This window comes from Kordiimonas aestuarii (genome assembly GCF_025574465.1).
Lineage (GTDB): Bacteria > Pseudomonadota > Alphaproteobacteria > Sphingomonadales > Kordiimonadaceae > Kordiimonas > Kordiimonas aestuarii.
Window position 1 is genome coordinate 19,898 of sequence record NZ_JAOBPP010000013.1, and the last position, 19,083, is coordinate 38,980.

At 55.9% G+C, this 19,083-nt stretch carries 18 protein-coding genes; 7 read left to right on the plus strand and 11 right to left on the minus strand.

Going from position 1 to position 19,083, the window contains the following annotated elements; translation table 11 throughout:
• Positions 1 to 111 precede the first annotated feature (111 nt).
• From OEU85_RS02940 to proC, 3 genes are all read left to right on the plus strand, one after another.
• Positions 112 to 363 (plus strand): accessory factor UbiK family protein, encoded by a 252-nt coding sequence (locus OEU85_RS02940; RefSeq protein WP_262689943.1) that lies wholly within the window; start codon positions 112 to 114, stop codon positions 361 to 363.
• A 308-nt stretch (positions 364 to 671) separates the two neighbouring features.
• Positions 672 to 1,187 carry a type III secretion system chaperone family protein gene (locus tag OEU85_RS02945; protein WP_262689944.1) on the plus strand — a complete coding sequence of 172 codons (516 nt, stop codon included), beginning with the start codon at positions 672 to 674 and terminating at the stop codon, positions 1,185 to 1,187.
• A gap of 102 nt (positions 1,188 to 1,289) precedes the next feature.
• Positions 1,290 to 2,123: a pyrroline-5-carboxylate reductase gene (proC, locus tag OEU85_RS02950; RefSeq protein ID WP_262689945.1), complete on the plus strand. Its 834-nt coding sequence runs from the start codon at positions 1,290 to 1,292 to the stop codon at positions 2,121 to 2,123.
• Positions 2,124 to 2,128: 5 nt separating this feature from the next.
• On the opposite strand, the gene OEU85_RS02955 is transcribed toward proC, so the two are convergent.
• A complete protein-coding gene (locus tag OEU85_RS02955; RefSeq protein ID WP_262689946.1) occupies positions 2,129 to 3,019 on the minus strand; it encodes a hypothetical protein in 891 nt (296 codons plus the stop codon).
• 536 nt (positions 3,020 to 3,555) lie between these two features.
• Here OEU85_RS02955 and OEU85_RS02960 point away from each other — a divergent pair.
• Positions 3,556 to 5,259, plus strand: a complete 1,704-nt coding sequence (locus OEU85_RS02960) for a peptidylprolyl isomerase (protein WP_262689947.1) — start codon at positions 3,556 to 3,558, stop codon at positions 5,257 to 5,259.
• A gap of 2 nt (positions 5,260 to 5,261) precedes the next feature.
• Here the strand turns inward: OEU85_RS02960 and OEU85_RS02965 are convergent, their stop codons facing one another.
• On the minus strand, positions 5,262 to 6,155 hold the full coding sequence (locus OEU85_RS02965; protein ID WP_262689948.1) for a LysR family transcriptional regulator: 894 nt from the start codon (positions 6,153 to 6,155) through the stop codon (positions 5,262 to 5,264).
• 113 nt (positions 6,156 to 6,268) lie between these two features.
• Between OEU85_RS02965 and OEU85_RS02970 the strand changes: the two genes are divergently transcribed.
• Positions 6,269 to 6,568: a MarR family transcriptional regulator gene (locus tag OEU85_RS02970; protein WP_262689949.1), complete on the plus strand. Its 300-nt coding sequence runs from the start codon at positions 6,269 to 6,271 to the stop codon at positions 6,566 to 6,568.
• A gap of 10 nt (positions 6,569 to 6,578) precedes the next feature.
• Here the strand turns inward: OEU85_RS02970 and OEU85_RS02975 are convergent, their stop codons facing one another.
• The 3 genes from OEU85_RS02975 to OEU85_RS02985 form a co-directional block, all read right to left on the minus strand.
• Positions 6,579 to 8,453 (minus strand): methyl-accepting chemotaxis protein, encoded by a 1,875-nt coding sequence (locus OEU85_RS02975; protein ID WP_262689950.1) that lies wholly within the window; start codon positions 8,451 to 8,453, stop codon positions 6,579 to 6,581.
• Between the two features lie 198 nt (positions 8,454 to 8,651).
• Entirely contained in the window at positions 8,652 to 9,620 is a 969-nt protein-coding gene (gene trxB / locus OEU85_RS02980; protein ID WP_262689951.1) for a thioredoxin-disulfide reductase, read from the minus strand.
• 192 nt (positions 9,621 to 9,812) lie between these two features.
• On the minus strand, positions 9,813 to 10,802 hold the full coding sequence (locus tag OEU85_RS02985; protein WP_394805378.1) for an aldo/keto reductase: 990 nt from the start codon (positions 10,800 to 10,802) through the stop codon (positions 9,813 to 9,815).
• 199 nt (positions 10,803 to 11,001) lie between these two features.
• Here OEU85_RS02985 and OEU85_RS02990 point away from each other — a divergent pair, with 199 nt between their 5' ends.
• Entirely contained in the window at positions 11,002 to 12,984 is a 1,983-nt protein-coding gene (locus OEU85_RS02990) for a sensor histidine kinase (RefSeq protein ID WP_262689953.1), read from the plus strand.
• A gap of 6 nt (positions 12,985 to 12,990) precedes the next feature.
• On the opposite strand, the gene OEU85_RS02995 is transcribed toward OEU85_RS02990, so the two are convergent.
• The 6 genes from OEU85_RS02995 to OEU85_RS03020 form a co-directional block, all read right to left on the minus strand.
• Complete coding sequence (locus tag OEU85_RS02995; protein WP_262689954.1) at positions 12,991 to 13,506, minus strand: hypothetical protein; 516 nt, start codon at positions 13,504 to 13,506, stop codon at positions 12,991 to 12,993.
• Positions 13,507 to 13,541: 35 nt separating this feature from the next.
• Positions 13,542 to 14,408: an SMP-30/gluconolactonase/LRE family protein gene (locus OEU85_RS03000; protein WP_262689955.1), complete on the minus strand. Its 867-nt coding sequence runs from the start codon at positions 14,406 to 14,408 to the stop codon at positions 13,542 to 13,544.
• An 88-nt stretch (positions 14,409 to 14,496) separates the two neighbouring features.
• Positions 14,497 to 15,426 (minus strand): aldo/keto reductase, encoded by a 930-nt coding sequence (locus OEU85_RS03005; protein WP_262689956.1) that lies wholly within the window; start codon positions 15,424 to 15,426, stop codon positions 14,497 to 14,499.
• A 249-nt stretch (positions 15,427 to 15,675) separates the two neighbouring features.
• Positions 15,676 to 16,104, minus strand: a complete 429-nt coding sequence (locus OEU85_RS03010; RefSeq protein ID WP_262689957.1) for a GFA family protein — start codon at positions 16,102 to 16,104, stop codon at positions 15,676 to 15,678.
• Positions 16,105 to 16,489: 385 nt separating this feature from the next.
• Positions 16,490 to 16,915 carry an organic hydroperoxide resistance protein gene (locus OEU85_RS03015; RefSeq protein ID WP_262689958.1) on the minus strand — a complete coding sequence of 142 codons (426 nt, stop codon included), beginning with the start codon at positions 16,913 to 16,915 and terminating at the stop codon, positions 16,490 to 16,492.
• A 166-nt stretch (positions 16,916 to 17,081) separates the two neighbouring features.
• Positions 17,082 to 17,534, minus strand: coding sequence for a MarR family winged helix-turn-helix transcriptional regulator (locus OEU85_RS03020; RefSeq protein ID WP_394805379.1), 453 nt, complete (start codon positions 17,532 to 17,534; stop codon positions 17,082 to 17,084).
• Between the two features lie 310 nt (positions 17,535 to 17,844).
• On the opposite strand from OEU85_RS03020, the gene OEU85_RS03025 reads away from it, so the two are divergent.
• A complete protein-coding gene (locus tag OEU85_RS03025) occupies positions 17,845 to 19,074 on the plus strand; it encodes a DUF547 domain-containing protein (protein WP_262689960.1) in 1,230 nt (409 codons plus the stop codon).
• Positions 19,075 to 19,083: the final 9 nt, after the last annotated feature.

A 19,083-nucleotide genomic window follows, 5' to 3' on the forward strand; every position in this document is an offset into this window, starting at 1 on the left:
GTCAACAAGAAGGCGGATTTTATAAAACGCGAAGAGACGTGCGGCAACTCGCCCATTGCAATTCCATGCATTTTCGCCCATATGAAAATCACCAAACCAAAGGAACGGTATATGCAGACCAGCAACAAATTCTTTGACGATATGGCCAAACTCGCGACCGGTGCCATGGGTGCCGCACACAGTGTGAAAGGCGAAATGGAAGAGCATTTCCGCGCCTGGCTTGATCGTCAGCTGGCGGGCCTCGACCTGGTGAGCCGCGAGGAATTTGAAACCGTGCGGGACATGGCTGAAAAAGCGCGGCGCGAAAATGAAGACCTGCGCGCGGAACTTGAACTGCTCAAAGCTAAGTCGGCAAAAAAATAGTTCCGTTTGCGCAACAATCTTGCGAACTATTATTTGCATGAAGAGTGGAATCTAAAGGCTTGCCTAAGCGACATTAATTGCCAGATTAGAACGCTGCTTCATCGTCTTATCCACAAGAAAATTCCGGAAATTCATAATTCTCCCTTGCCACAGACTCCTCGCTTTGGCACGCTAGATATAGTGTTAAGTCAGATTAAGGGAGCCAGATCTCGTGATTCTGGTACTAAGACGACCACAGCGCTAACCGGCGAAACCTGAGATCGCCGGTCCAGCTGAGCCCGGCGGCCTCATCTCAAGGGGGAAACGAGATGACGACGACATTAAGTACCGGGCATTCCGAAGTCCTGAGCCAAAATCCGGTTGACCTTGCTGAGGAGCTTGCCGGCGCCAATGACTGGAGCGTCGAGCGACACGGTGAGGACGAACTGACGATGTTCATCTCCGGCCAGTATACCGACCTTCAGTTCAGGGTCTTCTGGCGTGAAGACTTCAAGACACTCCAATTCGCCTGTCTTTTTGACCTTCGTGTGCCCGAGGGGCGCCGATCCGATATTTACCAGACCATCGGCCTTATCAACGAACGTATGTGGATTGGCCATTTCGAGTATTGGGCCGAAGAAGACGCACTCCTGTACCGCCATGCCAGCCTCGCGAACGACCCGCTTCTTGGGGCCATTGGCGAAGAACACATGAGCACAATGGTTGAAACGGCGCTTGGGGAGTGTGAACGCTTCTATCCGGTTTTCCAGTTCGTCATGTGGGGTGGCCAAACGCCGGAGGAAGCCATTGAATCAGCGATGCTGGAATGCGCGGGTTCTGCCTGACGCTATATATGCGCTGCTATCCTCTTGGCGGACAAGGGGCCATGTCATAGAATACGGGAAGAGGTTGCTCTTCCCGTTTTTGTTATGTTCAGGAGACTTTTGATGCAGGGGTTTAGCGCTGATAAACCGCTTTTGCTTATGGGATGTGGCCATATGGGGCATGCGCTTGCCATGGGTTGGTTGCGTGCAGGGCTCGCGCCTGAGCATCTTTATGTCATTGACCCGGGAGCAGAGCCAAGTTGTTTACCCGCAGTGGCTGAGGGGCACTTTGTAAAAAACACTGGTGCTCTGCCACGCGGCCTTAAGGCACGGGTGATCCTGATCGCGGTGAAGCCGCAGGTGATGGGCGGTATCCTGCCACTGGCGGCGCCCTTTGCCCATGATGGTACTTTGATTATCTCGGTTGCGGCAGGTGTGTCGCTACAGGTGTTGGAGGACGGCATCGGTGTGGATGCAAGTTATGTGCGGGCGATGCCAAACACACCTGCTGCCATTGGCGCTGGCATTACGGGGCTGACTGCGCGGGTAGGGATCAGTGATGAAGACAAGGCGCTGGCGCGAGAACTTCTTCATGCTGTTGGCGAAACCGTATGGATTGCGGACGAGGTGGACATGAATGCGGTGACCGCTGTTTCGGGTAGTGGCCCGGCATATGTATTTCATCTTGTTGAATGTATGGCTCACGCGGGTGCGGAACTCGGCCTTGATGTGTCAACCTCTATGCAACTCGCGCGGCAAACCATTATCGGTGCGGCGCGGCTGATGGATGAGGAGTCAGAAGTGAGCGTGGCTGAGCTGCGCCGAAGGGTTACCAGTCCTGGCGGGACCACGGAAGCCGCGCTTAAGGTCTTGCGCCACCCTGATAAAGGGCTTGTGGATCTTATGGTGCGGGCGGTGACAGCCGCCAAGGCGCGAGGTGAGGAACTGGACGGCTAGGCGCTCTATTGTTTTGACGCCATGGTCATATTGTTGCTTTCGCTTGGCTGCAGCCAGTATTCGTCAGGAATGTTTTTTGTGCGCTCGCTCATGTTTGGGGTATCGATCCAGAAAATTGTCCTTGGATGGGCTTTCAGTTCCAGGAATGCAGCTTTGATAACCGGATGGCTGTTGAATAGTTTGATGTATGTGCCGTTGTCATATGCGGCGCGCAGACCACGTTCCACGATGGCGGCAAGGTGATGTTTCTCGCGTGGCACATAAAAGAAGGTATCATACTTGTAGGCCAGCATATAATTGGGTTCAAGTATGAGCGGGGTGGCCTTGTCCGCGCCCTCGCGGGCAATCTCTGGCATCGCTTCATTCATGCCACGCGGAAAGGCCAGGAAGCGTCCCCGCTTTAACATTCCCCATAAGGCCTCCGATGGCGCTGAGACCACCTCAAGCCCGGCGTTCCTCATGATATCAGCGTCGGGCCATGAATTATTGGACCCCAGAGTCACCAACCGTTGAAAGTCTGCAAATGTGTGGACAGTGGTGAAGATGGAATCATTTTCTGCCTGTATTGCCAGAAAGCGGTACCCAAGCAGCCCGCGTGAAAGCGGAATGTTCACTTGCGTGAAGTCCCGCTCGCGTTCGCGGGAATATCCCGAATAGAAGATATTGAATTTTCCACTTTGCATTTCACGCAAAGTACGGGACTGGGTAACCGGATGTTCGAAGGTTTCGATGCTGTGATCGCCGCCTTCCGCTTTAAGAGCCAGATGCAATACCTGAATAACGAAGCTGTCATCGCCGTCATAGACAGGAATGCGGAACTCCTCTGCGAGAGCGCTTTTCGAAGCTCCCGTGAGCAAAAGTGACAGTATAGCTATAAGGCGGTGTGCTTTTCTCATGTTTTCAACTGTGCAGGGGCGGGCTTGTTATTTTCCACACTGTAGCAACTAAAACGCAGTGCCGTAAGCCATTCCGTTCGTCGCCGGTTTTCCTGATGAGAAAAAAAGAGGCCCCGGCATTTCGCCGGAGCCTTGGTATAAGTTTGTCAACATAGGGAGGTTCGTCGTGTCTCTACTCAAGAGACGAAAGTAAAAGGGCCGGCCCCGGGGGGGAAGTGGGGGGAGGGGGGAGGAACCCCGGGGCCGACCTTTATGACGGAAAACCGTCAAACTCTAAAACTAACCGCCGCGGAGCGATGGCCGGGGGGGAGATCGGGGGGAGTGATCAAGGCCGGTGCTCGTTGGCGTTGACGGGTATATATGCCCCACCCGTCAAATAGAAAACCCATTTTTGTGTCGTGGCAGCCATGCGTTTTTTGCATGTCACATACCTGACACATGATTGATTAACGAATGGCTTGCCAGCGCAGAAATATGTTGCTGCCGTCTTGGCCAAAAAGGCTATAGTCTACAAAGAATTAGCGGGGGAGATTGCCATGAAGCTCAAGCATGCGGCTGTGTCTGTGTTGTTAACACTTGCATGTCCATCGTTGTCATTTGCGGACAAAAAAAATGTTGAGGTTAACGAAATTAATGATTTAGAGGCTCGTTTGTGGGCGGCCACTGACCATCGGGATGGCCAGAATCCCGTTTTTGACGAAGCACTCGCCGCTGAAAAATACCAAGCGCTTGTCATGCTCGGCCAGATCGGTGGTGATGCCTGCGAGAAGATTATCCCTTACCTTGTCTCCAACGATGGCGCCCGGCCCCATGCGCGCAAGGGGGCCATGCTGTGCCATAACGATGGCCTGTCGGAGCCGCTGATGACCTATACAGCCCCTCTCCGCGACAAGGGCGAGATCGACTATCTTTTACCGGCGCTGGGGTTCTCGGGTGGGGAAGCCGCGCGTCCTCTTCTGATCGACAGGGTCAATGCTGTGCTGCCCGGCAAGCCCTTTAATGTGGGCTACCCAGATAACGCACGCACACTGCCGCTCTTTGGCTTGCTGCAATCGGTCGTTTATGACCGGCTGGCACCCGATGCCGTCCCAGAGCTGGATTTTGGCAACCTTCTTAGTCTCAGTCAGGAGATGGGGACCGCGGAGATGGCGGCTTACCTGCTGACGCGCTTTACCAAGCTTGACAGCGTGCTCAACAGGCTCGACGTGGAGGACGCGATTGATTTCGCTGACAATGACCCAGTGCGCATGTCGCTGACGCGTGTATTACGGCAATTCGGCGATGAGGCCGGGCCAAAACTGGTCGAGCTTGCGAACGGAAGCTCCAAAGCCGTTGCGATTGAGGCACTGCGCGCCATGGGCCAACTTTCCGACGAGGTGACGCTGAAGTATCTCGTGAAAGCGACGGGCAAAGGGGACGTACACCGCAGGCAAGTCGCTATCGCGGCCCTTGGCGGTCGCGACAAAGGCGAGGCCGTTGTGGTCAAAAAGCTGAAAGAGCTGGTAGGCGAACACAACTCCTGGCTTGCCGCTACCGCACTTGAAAGCCTTGTATTTCATGCCAATGCTGAGGCTGTCCGCTATGCGGAGGGCTGGCTTTCGGCAGACGAGTATTACCGCGCTTTCAAGGCGCTTGGTGTGCTTGGCCGCTCTGACGAAGGAAAGGCGGTACTGCGAGGCTTTGTGGAAGAGAACGCGGGCACGGCACGCGGACGTGACGCGGCGATCACTCTGGACCCGTCAATAGAGGCGAAAACCACGCCGCGCGCGACACCACGCTTTGACGAGGTGCAAACTTCGCTTGGTCGTGAACTTGTGCTCCAGACGACAAAAGGCACAATCTGCATATTGCCATCAGACGATGCGCCTTTTGCCGCCCATAGCTTTATGGAACTGGCAGACGCGGGCAAGATGGACGGCATGATCTGGCTCAGGGTGATTCCGAACTTTGTTGCCCAAGGCGGGCTTGTGGCCGATACCTCAACAGATGACTGGGGCAGTATCCGTGAAGAATGGTTCGACAGCGACCACCGGATCGGCACGGTCGGCCTGGCGACGGCAGGCAAGGATACGGGTAGCACCCAGTTCTTTATCAATACCGCACACAACATTCATCTCAATAACCGATATACCGTTTTCGGGCATGTTGCTGAGGGGCTGGACGTGGCGTTTGCGCTGGAAGAGGGGGATATTATTGAAAAGGCCTGGACAGCCGCGGCTCCTACTGCTGCCTGCAAATAGTATCAGAGGATATTACTCTCGGCCCTGATCTGGCGGACCATGAAGTCACGGAACAGGGCTACACGCAATGACCCCCGGAGTTCAGGCGCATAACAATAATAGGCGTTAAACGGCGTGCCTTCGACCTTGGGCAACACCCGTACCAGTTTCTTGCGGTCATGCACCAGATAATCAGGCAACACGGCGATGCCCATGCCTGCCTCCACGGCATGCAGCACGCCATAAAGGTTATCGATCTGCAGGCGCGGGATACGGGGCTTGCGGGGGTCGCCGACCGTCAGGAGCCAGTTCAGCCCGCGGATTGTAGGCACATTCGTAAGGCCAAACGTGATCAGGTCATGACTGTCGAGATCATCGGTTGTCACGGGCGTGCCACGCCGGTCGAGATATTCCGGGCTGGCGTATATGTGGCTGTGGAAGGTGGCAAGTGGCCGCTGGATCAGGTCCGCTTGTTCGGGCTCATGCAGTCGGATTGCGGCATCAGCCTCGCCGGCGGAAAGGTCAAGGTCGGCATCGTCAAGAATCAGCTTTATGTTGATATCGGGGTATTCGGTCATGAACTGTTCAAGATGTGGGGTCAGCCAGACGGCCCCGAAGGTTACCATGGTGGTGACGCGCAATAGTCCCGAGGGCCGTTCGCGGCTTTCCATCAGGCTGCGCTCGGTTTCCTCGATGCGCAGAACCACTTCACGCGCGGTGTTATAGAGTTCCTGTCCCTCCTGCGTGAGCACGAGCCCGCGTGCGTGACGCGTGAAGAGCGAAACATTAAGGCTTTCCTCAAGAGCGCGGATCTGGCGGCTGACGGCGGATTGGCTGCAATTGAGGCGTGCCCCGGCGTTGGTGAAGCTGCCGCTTTCTGCCACTGTATGAAAGATGCGTAAGCGGTCCCAATCCATATTGTCCCTCCCGGCGGCTCATGTGATTGCAGATATTGCTGCAAGCCTTTGTTTTGCATACTATATGATGCACCATATGGGGCAAGTCCAGATTAACGGGGCAGGAGCGCACGGTGAGCAACAAGTCAATTCTTGAGCAGGCGTCGGCCTATTTCAAAAGCCACCACCCGGGGCTGGCTGCAGAATCCATCATATGTTTTCTGGTGTTGATCGACCTTGGTGAACCCACAGTGGGTGAGATTGCTCGTGCAGTGGGCATGACCGAACCCCAAGCCTATCAGCATATCTCTACCCTGTCTGCGAGCGGCGCGGGCCTGATTGCCCTGGTGAATGCAGGGGACGGCAGGAACATCATTACCCTCACCGGACCCGGTCAGGCAGCCAGAGCGGCGATCTTGTCCGCCCTGGCATGATGACCGGGTTTTAGGGTTGCCGCTGTTGGCTGCGATAGAGTTGGATGCCTTCCTGGGCATGGCCATCGGCAATGCTGATATTATCCGTCAAGTCTTTCAGGTTGCTGTTGATATCAGCAACAGCGCCGGCTGCGGTATTCATATTGGCTGAAATTTCCCGGGTGACGGTGCTTTGCTCTTCAATGGCGCCCGCGATGCCCGCGACACTGCCCTGCACATTGTTGACAGCCCCATTGATCGAGGTAAGGCGCGTGATCACATCGCTTGAGACGTCCTGCATCCGTTCAATCTCGCCTGAGATCTGACTGGTGGCAGCAGCTACCTGACCAGCAAGGTTTTTCACCTCACTGGCGACGACCGCGAAACCCCGGCCCGCCTCGCCGGCGCGTGCAGACTCGATGGTTGCGTTCAGGGCAAGCAGGTTGATCTGCGCCGCGATGTCATCAATAAGGGTGACAATCTTGTTCATCGCCTCAGCGGCTTCGCTCAGCGCCTTGGTCGATGTGTCTGCGGCGTTTGTTTCGTCGGCGGTTTTTTGCACCGCGTTTCGCGCCATGCTGACGCTGCTGGCAATTTCCTGGAAAGAAGCGTCCAGTTCCTCCGCTGCGGCGGCAACGGTCTGAACCATGGCCTCTGTCTGAGTGGAGGCACCGGCCGCCGAGCCGGATTTGAGGTTGGCCGCGCTGATGGACTGAACGATATTTTCGAGCTTTTCGTCCACGATGGCGGCGATGCGCGCAGTTTCCCGGCGGGCCTTCACAGCATCGGTTATATCGGCAGCGAATTTGACCACCTTGAAGGGGCGCCCATCCGGTCCGACGATCGGGTTATATGTTGCCTGCAACCAGACGGTATCGCCGTTTTTGCCAACCCGCTGGAACTCACCGCTCTGGAACTGCCCGTCCTTGAGGGATTTCCAGAAAACGCCATAGGCTTCGCTGGCGGTCTCCTCCGAGGAGACAAAAATCTTGTGATGTTTTCCTGTAATCTCGTCCAACGAGTAACCAACCGCATTCAGAAAGTTTGCGTTTGCCATCAGAATGTTGCCGTCAAGGTCAAATTCGATGATGGCTTGTGCCTTGTCCAGTGCGGCCAGTTTGCCTAGATAATCGGCGTTACGAAGTTTGTCTGCTGTGATGTCGCTGGCAAATTTCACCACCTTGAGGAGGGTGCCATCACGGTCTATGATCGGATTGTATGTTGCCTGCAGCCACAGGTCAGAGCCATCGCTTTTTTTCCGGCGATATTCACCATTCTTGAAACTGCCGCTACGTAACTCCTGCCAGAATTCTGCATATTTGGCTGAGTTTCTGTCTTCCTCAGACACAAAAATTCGGTGATGTTTGCCCTGTATATCTTTGAGGCTATAGCCAACGGCATTCAGGAAATTGTCATTTGCTGTGATGATCGTACCGTTCAGTTCAAACTCGATCGTGGCCTGCGCGCGATCAAGGGCTGCGAGTTTGCTTTCAGCATCGATATTGTGGTGTTCGGCTGTTGTTATATCGGTCGCGAACTTGATGATTTTTTCAACCTTGCCCCCTTTGTGGCGGACGGGCACATATATAGCTTGAAGCCACAGTTTGCGGGTGTCTTTCCCGATACGCTGAAATGTTCCTGTCCGATACTCGCCACGCCTGAGCGTTTCCCAGAAGCCTTTATATTCAGCACCAGTTCTTTCGGTATCATCCACAAACATGCTGTGGTGTTTACCGATGATATCGGCACGGGTGTATCCCAAGGTTTCCAGAAAGAGATCGTTGGCAGCCAGAATGGTACCGTCCGGCTTGAATTCAATCATGGCTTGCGATTGAGACAGGGCTTCAATGGAAGCCGCGGCGCCTCGATCGGTTGCACGATTAAACTTTTTTATTGTGTCGAACACTCATTTTTCTCCTAAAGCGAGAATAGTTAAACTATTTCAGGCATTTAGTGTTGTTCGACCCCCCCGTTGGTTAGGCACCATAAGCGCTTACACTATAAAAATGCATTAATATTTATGTTAAATTTTATCTATTTGCTGCGGAACGCAAAAAGGCGGCGAAAACCGCCTTCTATATCTATTGATGTTCGGACAGCGGTGTTATTCAGCCGCTTTCGATGCGCTGTGATGCAGCTCCGCGATATATTTTTCGGCTTCCAGCGCTGCCATGCAGCCCATGCCCGCGGCGGTCACTGCCTGACGGTAGACTTTGTCGGTAACGTCTCCCGCGGCATAAACGCCCGGAATATCGGTCTGGGTGCTGTCCGGCTTCTTGATCAGATAGCCCTCATCATCCATTGGTAGTTGATCCTTGAAGAGTTCAGTCGACGGTTTGTGGCCGATGGCGATAAACACACCGTGTACCGCAAGGTCTTCTACCGCGCCGGTTTTTACACTTTTCAGTTTCACACCCGTCACACCCAGCGGGCTTTCGGTGCCGACAACTTCATCAAGCACGGTGTCCCACTTCACTTCGATGTTTTTGGTATCAAAGAGACGTTCCTGCAGGATACGTTCGGCGCGGAATTCATCCCGGCGGTGAATGATGGTCACCTTGGAACAGATGTTCGAAAGATACAGGGCTTCTTCAACGGCAGTATTGCCGCCGCCTACCACCACGACATCCTTGCCGCGGTAGAAAAAGCCGTCACATGTCGCGCAGGCCGATACGCCATACCCGTTGAACTTCTGCTCGCTTTCAAGGCCCAGCCATTTGGCTTGCGCACCGGTCGAGATCACGATGGCGTCAGCGGTATAGACCGTGCCACTGTCACCAACCGCACGTTTTGGCGTGGCCTTGAGGTCCACTTCGGTGATCAGGTCATATACGATATCGGTGCCGACGTTTTCTGCCTGCTGGCGCATGGCTTCCATCAGGTCGGGGCCTTGAACCGCTTCCGCGAACCCGGGGTAGTTCTCAACATCCGTGGTGATAGTGAGTTGGCCACCTGCCTGCATGCCGGTCACGATCGTAGGTGACAGGCTGGCGCGGGCAGCATAAATCGCGGCAGTATAGCCTGCCGGGCCAGAACCGATGATAAGAAGGTTGGTGTGTTTTGTTTCAGCCATTTCTGGTTTCCTACAACATATCGCGCGGGCAATCCTGCCCCCGAACGGGTTCAATCAAGTCTTGGCTACTACATAAAAGCTGCCCCGGCATTTGCCAAGCACTTGAAGCCCATCACGCAATGGAATGTTTCGATCAGGTTGATCGACGAACCAGATAAGAGGGCGGGAGGGGCGATTGGCCCCTCCCGTTTTTTAGACGTCGATGATCGCCATGCCCATGTCGCTGTACCGGTTGCCAGCCACACGGTCAGCCAGCGGCGCCAGTGCGGCACGGTCGTCTTCTGACAGGCTGACTTCATAAGCGCCTAGGTTCGCCTTGAGGTTCGCCAGCTTTGTGGTGCCGGGAATGGCGACGATGTGTTCTCCTTGCGTCAGTACCCAGGAAAGCGCGATCTGTGACGGCGTCACGCCCTTCCTTGCTGCAATCCCGATGACCTCATCCGCCAGTGCGCGATTGGCATCGATATTCTCTTTGCTGAAACGTGGCACTGTTACAGCCCGCCAATCTTTGTCGCCCGGTTCTTTGCCACGCTGGAAGGCGCCGGCAAGCATGCCGCGACCAAGGGGAGAGTAGGCGACAAGGCTGGTGCCCAGTTCCTTGAGCGCGGGGAAAAGTGTCTGCTCGATCCCGCGCGTGAAGATGGAATACTCGGATTGTACCGCTGCGATGGGGTGCACGGCAGCGGCACGTTTCAGGGTATCACCCAGCACTTCGGAAAGGCCAATCGCACCAACCTTGCCTTCTGTCACCAGCTCCGCCATGGCGCCTACTGTCTCCTCCACCGGGGTGTCGGGGTCCAGTCGGTGCAGGTAATAGAGGTCTATATGATCGGTTTGCAGGCGCTTGAGCGAGCCCTCGACAGCGCTACGGCAGTTTTCAGGGCTTCCGTCAAGACCACCCGGCTGATCTGGTTTCGCTACAACCCTGATGCCAAACTTGGTGGCGATTTTCACTTTATCGCGGCGGTCCGCGAAGGCCTTGCCCAGCAGTGTTTCATTGGTGTGGGGGCCATACATTTCTGCGGTGTCAAAATGGTCCACTCCCCGTTCGGCGGCTTCGTGCAAAAGCCTGATGGCCGTGGTCTTGTCGGTTGGTTCGCCGTAAAACGCGGAAAGGCCCATGCAGCCGAGGCCGATGGCGCCTACAGCCATGTCCGACCGGCCGATTGTCCGTTTCTCGATAAGTGATGTCATCATATCCTCCATGCGTTGAGAAAACAAAAGTGGGCCTCATGTCCTGGCCTTCAATGGCGCAGCGCAGTATCGGGCATGCCTTCGCAGCATCCGGTATGAATATATGCGGAAGGCGGCTCCGTTTCGTTTGTGCTGGTGCCCGCGCGTGGCAAGCGATAGGCTAAAAGGGGTGGATGAGGGGAAGACAGTGCCAAGAATTTGGGTTCTTGTATTGCTGATGATTTTACTGGGTGGGCTGACAGTGTTCTCGCCTTTCACGCTTTATCAGCCCCACCATGGTGACGGTCAGCACCTTGCCCATGATTGGTATGCCCATGATGGCAAACTGCTGGCCCCTGAACTGGCGGTGCGGCAGATAGATGATGCCCGGCTGGTGGATGACTTGCCGGACTTCATTCGGGGGCAATCCGGCCCGGACGGCGCCTTTGGCAGCGTGACCTATGTACGAAAGCTCGCGCTGAGGAAGCAAGAGAACTTCGTTGTGCCAGGAAAGATCCGTAGTGTTTACCGTTATTATGCCGTCTATCCGCAAGCTGGTGGCAATGACCGCGTTGAGCTTTTGGGGCAGAACGGAGACCCGTCCACCGAGCAGGCCGAGCAACATGCGTTCGGACCGCCCGGGCCCCTGCAGCTTGACGCCACACAGCCTGAGCTTTTTCTGGTCATTCAGGTTTCCAATGCCTCGCACTTTCAGGCGGGCCTGCTGACGGCACCGACCCTGCGGCAAGGCGCTGCGGCACTGCGCACCGAAAACGGGCGGCTTGCGGCCATTATGGTTTATGCGGGGCTGTTTGTGGCCATTGGCTTGTATACCATCCTGCTTGCGCTGTGGCATGCGGGCGAAAGTTATTATTACAGCGGCGGCTTTGTGCTGGTCCTGATTGCGATCCGCCTTGTGCTGCTGCAGGACTATGAATGGCTTTTTGTCAGCGATGTAAGCTATTCGCTCTCGCTGAGGCTGGAATATATAAGCTTTTTTATCATGCTGCCCTTCTTCTACGGGCTGGCTTACGGCTTGTTTCCAGACGAGGCAAGTAAAGGCGGCATGCTCATGCTGTTTTCCGTTGGCGGGCTTTTTACCCTTGCGGCGATATTTGCGCCGCTTGATTGGATGATCAATACCCGGAACGTCTATATGCTGGTGGCGGGTATCACGGGTATCATGGTGCTGCTTGCCTTTTTAAGGGCACGGTCCAACGGCCGTACCGGCGCCAATGTGGCGCTGGTAGGCTGGGCCATCCTTGTCATAGCGATGATCGCGGACGCGCTTGTCACGTCCACCGGGGTGCTTGAGGGCATGGAAAGTGTACCGGTGGCGACCGTTGTGTTCGCAGTTATCCTGATGTGGCTTTTCACCCTGCGCTACCGGCAGGAACAAGCTGAGCGTGGTGCCCTTTCCAGCCATTTGGCCACGGCGAATGCCGAGTTACAGGCCCGCGCGCATGATCTGCACCAAGCCCAGAAGCGCGCGGCCGATGCGCTGCAGATCAAGTCCAGTTTCCTCGCCAATATCAGCCATGAGATACGCACGCCCCTGAACGCAATCATCGGTTTCTCCGACCTGCTGATCTCCCAGACCCATAGCCCGATTGACGGCAAGAAACTCAGGGATTATCTCCAGCTCATCCGCAATAACGGGCAGGAACTTCTGGTGTTGATGTCGGATATTCTCAGTGTGTCCGACCTGGAGGCTGGCCGCTTTGAGGTTTCACACGACCCGCTTGACCCGGAAGAAGTGGTCACTATGGCGGTGAATCTGCTGGCCCCGGCGGCGCATGAAAAACACCTGTTCCTCGATGCGCAGGCTGAAAGCGCTCTGATCGAGGGAGATATCCGTATCCTCAGGCAGGCTGTTATCAAGGTGCTTTCGAACGCGGTGAAATATGCCCCCGCAAACGGTGTGGTTACGGTGCGTGGGGCTGTGCATGAGGGTGCCTATTGTGTGCGGGTCACCGATACCGGGGCAGGTATGTCGCGTGAGGAGGTTGACGCGATCATGTCTGTTTTTGGCCGCGCGGGCGATGCCTACACAGCTGACGGCAGCGCCGTTGGCCTGAGTGTTGGTTTGCCGCTGGTCAGCAAGCTGTTGTCCCTTGTTGGCGGAAAGCTTGAGGTGGAATCTATCCCTGATGTCGGCACCACAGTCTCTATTACCTACCCCTTGAGCTAAGCTGTATCAGTCGATGACAGGCACGGCGTCTGGCGCTTCTTCATAGCGAAACTCGCTGATTTCGCCCCATTCACCGTCTGTTTTCAGCTGTGCCCAGCCGTGCATCTCACCATCCTTGAGCATGTAGGCGGAGCGGGTTTCGGTTGGGCCTGACTTTGCCCCGCGCACAAACTCGTGCACCTCAATCCCGCCCTCAACCGGGGTAATGATCCCATCGGTGTAAAAGCTGGCTGTTGTCACATAGCGGAAGATGATTTTCTCCTGCTGACCGTCCCAATGGATCAGGCTTTCACCGGCATAGGAGCCACCGTTGACGCTGTGGGTAATGCGGACCGCACGGCCGTGCATCGCCCATTCCCACTTGGAAATGTCAGTGGCATTTTCGGAGCCGTCGACGCTGCCGCTGGCCGTACGCCAGGTTTTACCGGCAAACGGCGAAAGGGCGGCAAGTTCCTTGATGGGTTCACCGGCGACCGCGGAGAAACCTGACAGCACCAGAAGGACAATAAATAGGGTACGCATGGTTCTGCTCCGTATCTCAAGGGTTGGGCGGGACGTTACTGGAAGGTCAGCCGATAGGCGGAAACCTTGTGTGTGCCGTCCGCGGGTATGCGCGGCATGATAAGGAGGCCGGTGACATAATCATACTGGAAATCGACGGCGTCGAACGTTTCTTCGGAGATGGGAACCGCAATACCATCTGCGCCCAGGCGCCAAAGCCTGCGGTCATTGACCATAGAGAAAATGAAGGCTTCACCGTCCCATGCAATGCCGTCGATGTCGCGCACGTTATCCTGCAGGGTAACGGGGCCTTCTGCCAGTGGTTCGCCTGTCACACGGTCCCATATCCATATCTGCCAACCACCGGTCAGCAGCATGTCGCGTGCCACATAAAGCCCGTTCACGAGGTTGAGCGCGGTTGGATTGTCAATGAAGGGTGTCAGGGCATCGTTGTCGAGCCTGTAAACCGCTTTTCGGCAACTGCCCGAGACATATACCGTGCCGTCTTCGGCAATGGCGACATCATTCAGGCAGGGCTCTGGATCGGGGGCCGGATACCGCCCGGTGATTTCCCGGGTGGTGACGTCAACTTTAACCAGTTGATTATAATCAGCAAAATATAAGGAGTTGCCATAGAGCGCCATGCCTGTGGGCGCGTTAAGCCCCTCGATCCATTTCTCGTCGATCATGCGACCTGACATGGAAAGGCGGCTTATATATCCCTTCCCGTTCTGGCCGTAGCCCACGACGTTGGAGACATAAATGACATTACGTTCTTCGTCCATTGCGACGGATTCAGGTTCGAAAAGGCCGGCATCCACTGTCCAGATATGGCGGATGGTGGCATGGTCAGCGTGTGTCTGTCCACAGGGCGCGATTAAAAACGCGCCAAGCAGGGTGGCAAAAATAGTGATGCGAAACATAATCTTCCCGGAACTCCAATCCCACGCACCAGCATAAGCATCCTATCTCAAATTGAAAAGACACCTTCTGGTTTAGCCGCCGGGTTTGTTATGGCAGGCGCGCACCCAGACTGGCTTCGACCACGCGGTACCAGTCAGCGCGGCTGATCCTGACACGCGCGGCCGAGGCGGCTTCCTTGATGCGCGCTGGCGTCTGCGTGCCGACAATAGGCACCACCCGTGCCGGGTGCATCATGGCGAAGGCGAGCGCAGCTGCCGCGCGGGTTACGCTGTTTTGCGCCGCAATTGCATCCAGGATCGCGGCAACAGCATAAAGCCTATTGGCTTTCTCCTCCTCGTCTGTCTTGCCGTGGATCAGCAATCCGCCGGCAAGGGGCGACCATGCCAGCGCCAGCGCGCCGGTTTCCTGACACTGGTCAAAGGTGCCGTCCAGAAGGGGGCCAAGTTCCATTGCAGAGAATTCCGGCTGGTGTGACGCCAGCGGAAAATCAAGGTTTGCTTGCAAGGCGCGGAACTGGCTTGGGCTATAGTTGGAAACCCCCGCTTCGCGGATCTTGCCCTGGGAGCGCAGGGTGCTGAGGGCGTCTGCGACTTCTTCAAACGGCGCGAGCATGTCGGGCCGGTGAACCTGGTACAGGTCGATGGTGTCGGTCCGCAGGCGTTTCAGCGATGCCTCACAGGCCCGCATCAGATATGGTTTGGTTGAATTATAGGGTACGCCGGGCTCAATGCCGCCTTTGCTGGCCAGTACCATATCGTACCTAAGCGCAGGCTGGGCCTTGAACACATCCCCCAGCAATGCTTCCGCACTGCCAAAACCCGCGGGGTTGTCGATGCCGTAAATGTCCGCGGTGTCGATCAGGGTCATGCCGCACGCGATCGCGGTTTCGATTTTGCGTTGCGCTGCCGCCACATCGGTACCTGCAAACCGCCAGCAGCCATAGGCGATGGGACCTATGGGCAGGCCGGACTGGCCCAAGTTATGTTTTGGGTAGGTATGCATCATGGGGTCGGGCATTTATTTCGGTCTCGTAATAAAGTGAAATTGTGAATATAATTCAGTGGCTTACGGACATCCAATTGTGAAGCCATGGTGGTGGTTGTGCCACCAGGGGTTCGTGGCCAGTATCCTCGTGTTTGACAGCGCTGTCAAACGAAGCAAGGCCTGAGTCAGGCAGTTTTAGCGATAAACTGCCAGGGGTGTGGGCTTTAAGCAGCACCGAAGCGCCGCATGGTTTCCGCGGCAGCTATAGGGAGAGGGGCAGGCTCAGCGATAGTCGCCGGTGAACTGGCCATCCGAGGAGCGGTCAAATTGCGGATAATCGTCTGAAATTTCAATAAAATCCGCCTTTTCGCCAACGAAGATATGCCCCATGACTTTAAGCCCCGTAGGGCCGTCAAGGCTACCGGCCAGGATGCCGGTATCGGGGTAGTCGAAGGGCTCCCAGAACAGGCTGGAGCCACAGTTTTTACAGAAGCCGCGGCGGGCCACGTCGGAGGATTTATACCACGCCAGACCTTCGTCGCGTGTCAGGGTGATGTCGGCTTTTGGTGCCTTGGTATGGGCACCAAAACTGCCGTGCAGCTTCTGGCACATGCTGCAGTGGCAATTCACCACATCACGTATTTTTCCTTTGATTTCAAAGCGTACCTGCCCGCAAAGGCAGCCGCCCAGAGTAACCCGGTTATGTGTCATGTGACCTCCCTGTCGTGAAGGCAATAGATGGGAAGTCACCGCGAAAATTTCAAGAAAAACGCCTGCACAGATCTGTGCGAAAACTGTGTGGAAAGTGTGCGGAAAATGCCGGTTTCTGTGCGAAATATGCGCGGAAACCGTACGGCGTTATATGGGCCGAGAAAAAAGCGCCGCGCACAAAAAAAATCAGCGGAGCCTGATGGCGATTATAGCACAAAAATGGGCTGATGATACCCAGTGCGATGCTGTCGGCAAAGTGGGGCATGCATGGCATGGTCGGGCACGCCACACTGATGTGCTAGTGCTGAGGAGCCGCTACGATTTTAGGCACGCCGCGGCCGGAAAGCCGCGGCATGTGCTGTTGGCCTGGTCGCCGGGCAACGCCCTAGACGATATTCAGCGTCACGTCGATATTGCCACGGGTAGCGTTCGAGTAGGGGCAAACCTGATGCGCTGCGGCCACCAGTTTTTCTGCTGTCTCCTTGTCCAGGCCGGGCAGGGAGATATTATGCTCCACCTCGATGCCAAAGCCGTTCGCGATCGGGCCAATGCCCACTTTTGAACTGATGGAAACATCATCCGGCACTTTGATGCCGGTCTTGCCGCCAACGGCTTTCATCGCGCCGATGAAACAAGCAGCGTACCCTGCGGCAAAAAGCTGCTCGGGGTTGGTGCCGTCACCACCCGCGCCGCCAAGGCCCTTGGGGGTGGAAAGTTTCACGTCCAGCGCACCGTCGTCAGATGATGCCTTGCCTTCGCGGCCGCCGGTTGCTGTGGCATGGGCGGTATAGAGTGTTTTGTCCAGTTTCATGGTCTGTCTCCTTCGGGGTTATTATAAATCTTTGCCTATTAAATAGTGCGCGATTTATATTCCTCAACTCATTGTACGGACGCTGGCAGGTGCCTGTGGCAATCTGGTGTCATCGGCCGGTTTTTCCGGCCCGCAGGCCGGGGTGGTTCGGGTTATGTGCTTCGGTTTATTCCCCCGCGTGGCTCATGAGGTCCGCGCGCAGGGATTTGAGCTGGTCCCGCAGCGCGATCAGCTCTTCGGGCGTGCAACCAGTGGCCTGAAAGGCTTCCATCGGCGCTACGCCGGCGTCGTCCCTGAGGGCCTTGCCCTTATCTGTCAGGCTGACAATCACCTGGCGTTCGTCCTCAACGGCGCGCACGCGGCTAACCAGCGCCATGGTCTCCATGCGCTTCAGGAGCGGCGTCAGGGTAGCGCTGTCGAGGAAAAGCCGTTCGCCAATCTCGCTCACCCTCTGGCTGTCCCGTTCCCACAAGACCATCATCACCAGATACTGCGGGTAGGTCAGGCCAAGGTGTGTCAGCGCCGGGCGGTAAACCTTCTTCAGCGCGTTAGACGCCGAATAAAGCGCAAAACAAAGCTGGTCATCAAGCTTCAGCGATAATGCCTGTGGCCCTGTCATCTGTTTTGTCTCCGCCGTTTTGCCGGGCACCATGCCCTGCGCCATGGGAGTTATATAATCGTGCACGATTTAATTTCAAGAGCATGGCGTTCTTTCGGCGTATATTTGTCAATCAGCCCTTCTGCCGAAGCCCTTGATCGCCACAGTCGTCACTCCCGCGCAGGCGGAGTCCAGTGTGACGGACGTAAGCGCGATGTGGCTATCTCCGGATTCCCGCCTGCGCGGGAGTGACGGAGGATGCTCAATCTTCACTTTCCCTGTATTTAGTGCTTAAATACAGGGTAGGGACAGCAGGAAGAGGGGAAGCATCATGCGATACTTATCCGGGAAAATTGTGGCTTTTGGCTTTATGGCGATGGTCGCGGCGGGCACCGCCAGCGCGGCGCAACAGAGGGCCGATGACAGCGCCCGTGCGGACAGCCGCGAGACGCTGGATGTGACTATCAATTATGATGACGTGACCGGACTCCTCAAAAACATTGTGCTGGTCACCGGGCAGTCCACCCGCGAGCGTGCAGCCGATATCAAAAGCAATATCGGCACCCGCTTCAAAGCCAAGCGCAATGTCTACACGGCCTATGAGGGCAACCGGTTTTATGCTGCCGCGCTTGAGGAAGAAGACGCCTATGAAGTGGTCAAACAGATCCGCATGAGCCTTGAAAAAGTGCTCGATAAAACGCCGATCACCCAGCTTTCGACCAATGAGCAGGTGGCCTATTGGCTGAACCTGCATAATGTCGCCTTCCTTGAAGAGCTGATGCGTCACAGCCAGAACAATATGCAGGAGCTCCTCTATGGTGAGGACAGCATGCTGGACCGCAAGTTCATCACCATTCGCGACACCAGTATTTCGCTGAACGACATTCGCTATAATATTCTTGCCCGCAGCCTGTCGCACGAACCGTTGATCATCTACGGGCTTTATGAGGGAGTTATCGGTGGGCCGAATATCCGCAAGGAAGCCTTTACCGGCGAAACGCTGTATGCCCAGCTTGCAGCCAATGCGACGGAGTTCATCAACTCCAACCGGGGTACCTATCTCAAGGGTGGCCGGACCGTGCGGGTTTCAAGCCTTTATGAGCGCTACAACATGTTTTTCCCTGATTTCCAGAAAGACCTGAAAGCGCATCTGTTGAGCTATCTGTACCAGGGTCGGGTCCGCAACAACATTGAGCGCGCCAGCTTCTTGAAACCGGACGTGGATGACTGGACGGTTGCCAGTGTGCGCGGCAACACGCGCGATTATGGTGGCGCGCTGCAAACCAATGGTTCAGCGCTGGCCACCGCGCAGATGTCCGGCATCAATGATGTGCCCGTCAATATCGCCAGCACCCTGGTGACAGATATGGCGGACGTGGCAGAGAACCACATGCGTTTCTCGCCCGAGCAATTGAAGATGCTGATGCAGTTGAACCGCCAGCGTGCCAACCGCACGGGTAATGTGAATATTGAAGAAATTCAGGAGCCTAGGAACCGCACGGCGGGGGAGGGCGCACAGCGGCCCGAACCCGAGCCGGAGGACGATGAGGGCGGGCAATAGCCTGCGGGT

Bases quoted from the DNA above. Each gene is read 5' to 3' on its own strand.
- OEU85_RS03000 (WP_262689955.1), bottom strand. From the start codon at position 14,408: ATGTTTCGCATCACTATTTTTGCCACCCTGCTTGGCGCGTTTTTAATC.
- OEU85_RS02955 (WP_262689946.1), bottom strand. From the start codon at position 3,019: ATGAGAAAAGCACACCGCCTTATAGCTATACTGTCACTTTTGCTCACG.
- OEU85_RS03015 (WP_262689958.1), bottom strand. From the start codon at position 16,915: ATGAAACTGGACAAAACACTCTATACCGCCCATGCCACAGCAACCGGC.
- OEU85_RS02945 (WP_262689944.1), top strand. From the start codon at position 672: ATGACGACGACATTAAGTACCGGGCATTCCGAAGTCCTGAGCCAAAAT.
- proC (WP_262689945.1), top strand. From the start codon at position 1,290: ATGCAGGGGTTTAGCGCTGATAAACCGCTTTTGCTTATGGGATGTGGC.
- OEU85_RS02960 (WP_262689947.1), top strand. From the start codon at position 3,556: ATGAAGCTCAAGCATGCGGCTGTGTCTGTGTTGTTAACACTTGCATGT.
- OEU85_RS02995 (WP_262689954.1), bottom strand. From the start codon at position 13,506: ATGCGTACCCTATTTATTGTCCTTCTGGTGCTGTCAGGTTTCTCCGCG.
- OEU85_RS03020 (WP_394805379.1), bottom strand. From the start codon at position 17,534: ATGACAGGGCCACAGGCATTATCGCTGAAGCTTGATGACCAGCTTTGT.
- OEU85_RS03010 (WP_262689957.1), bottom strand. From the start codon at position 16,104: ATGACACATAACCGGGTTACTCTGGGCGGCTGCCTTTGCGGGCAGGTA.
- OEU85_RS02965 (WP_262689948.1), bottom strand. From the start codon at position 6,155: ATGGATTGGGACCGCTTACGCATCTTTCATACAGTGGCAGAAAGCGGC.
- trxB (WP_262689951.1), bottom strand. From the start codon at position 9,620: ATGGCTGAAACAAAACACACCAACCTTCTTATCATCGGTTCTGGCCCG.
- OEU85_RS02940 (WP_262689943.1), top strand. From the start codon at position 112: ATGCAGACCAGCAACAAATTCTTTGACGATATGGCCAAACTCGCGACC.
- OEU85_RS03005 (WP_262689956.1), bottom strand. From the start codon at position 15,426: ATGCCCGACCCCATGATGCATACCTACCCAAAACATAACTTGGGCCAG.
- OEU85_RS03025 (WP_262689960.1), top strand. From the start codon at position 17,845: ATGCGATACTTATCCGGGAAAATTGTGGCTTTTGGCTTTATGGCGATG.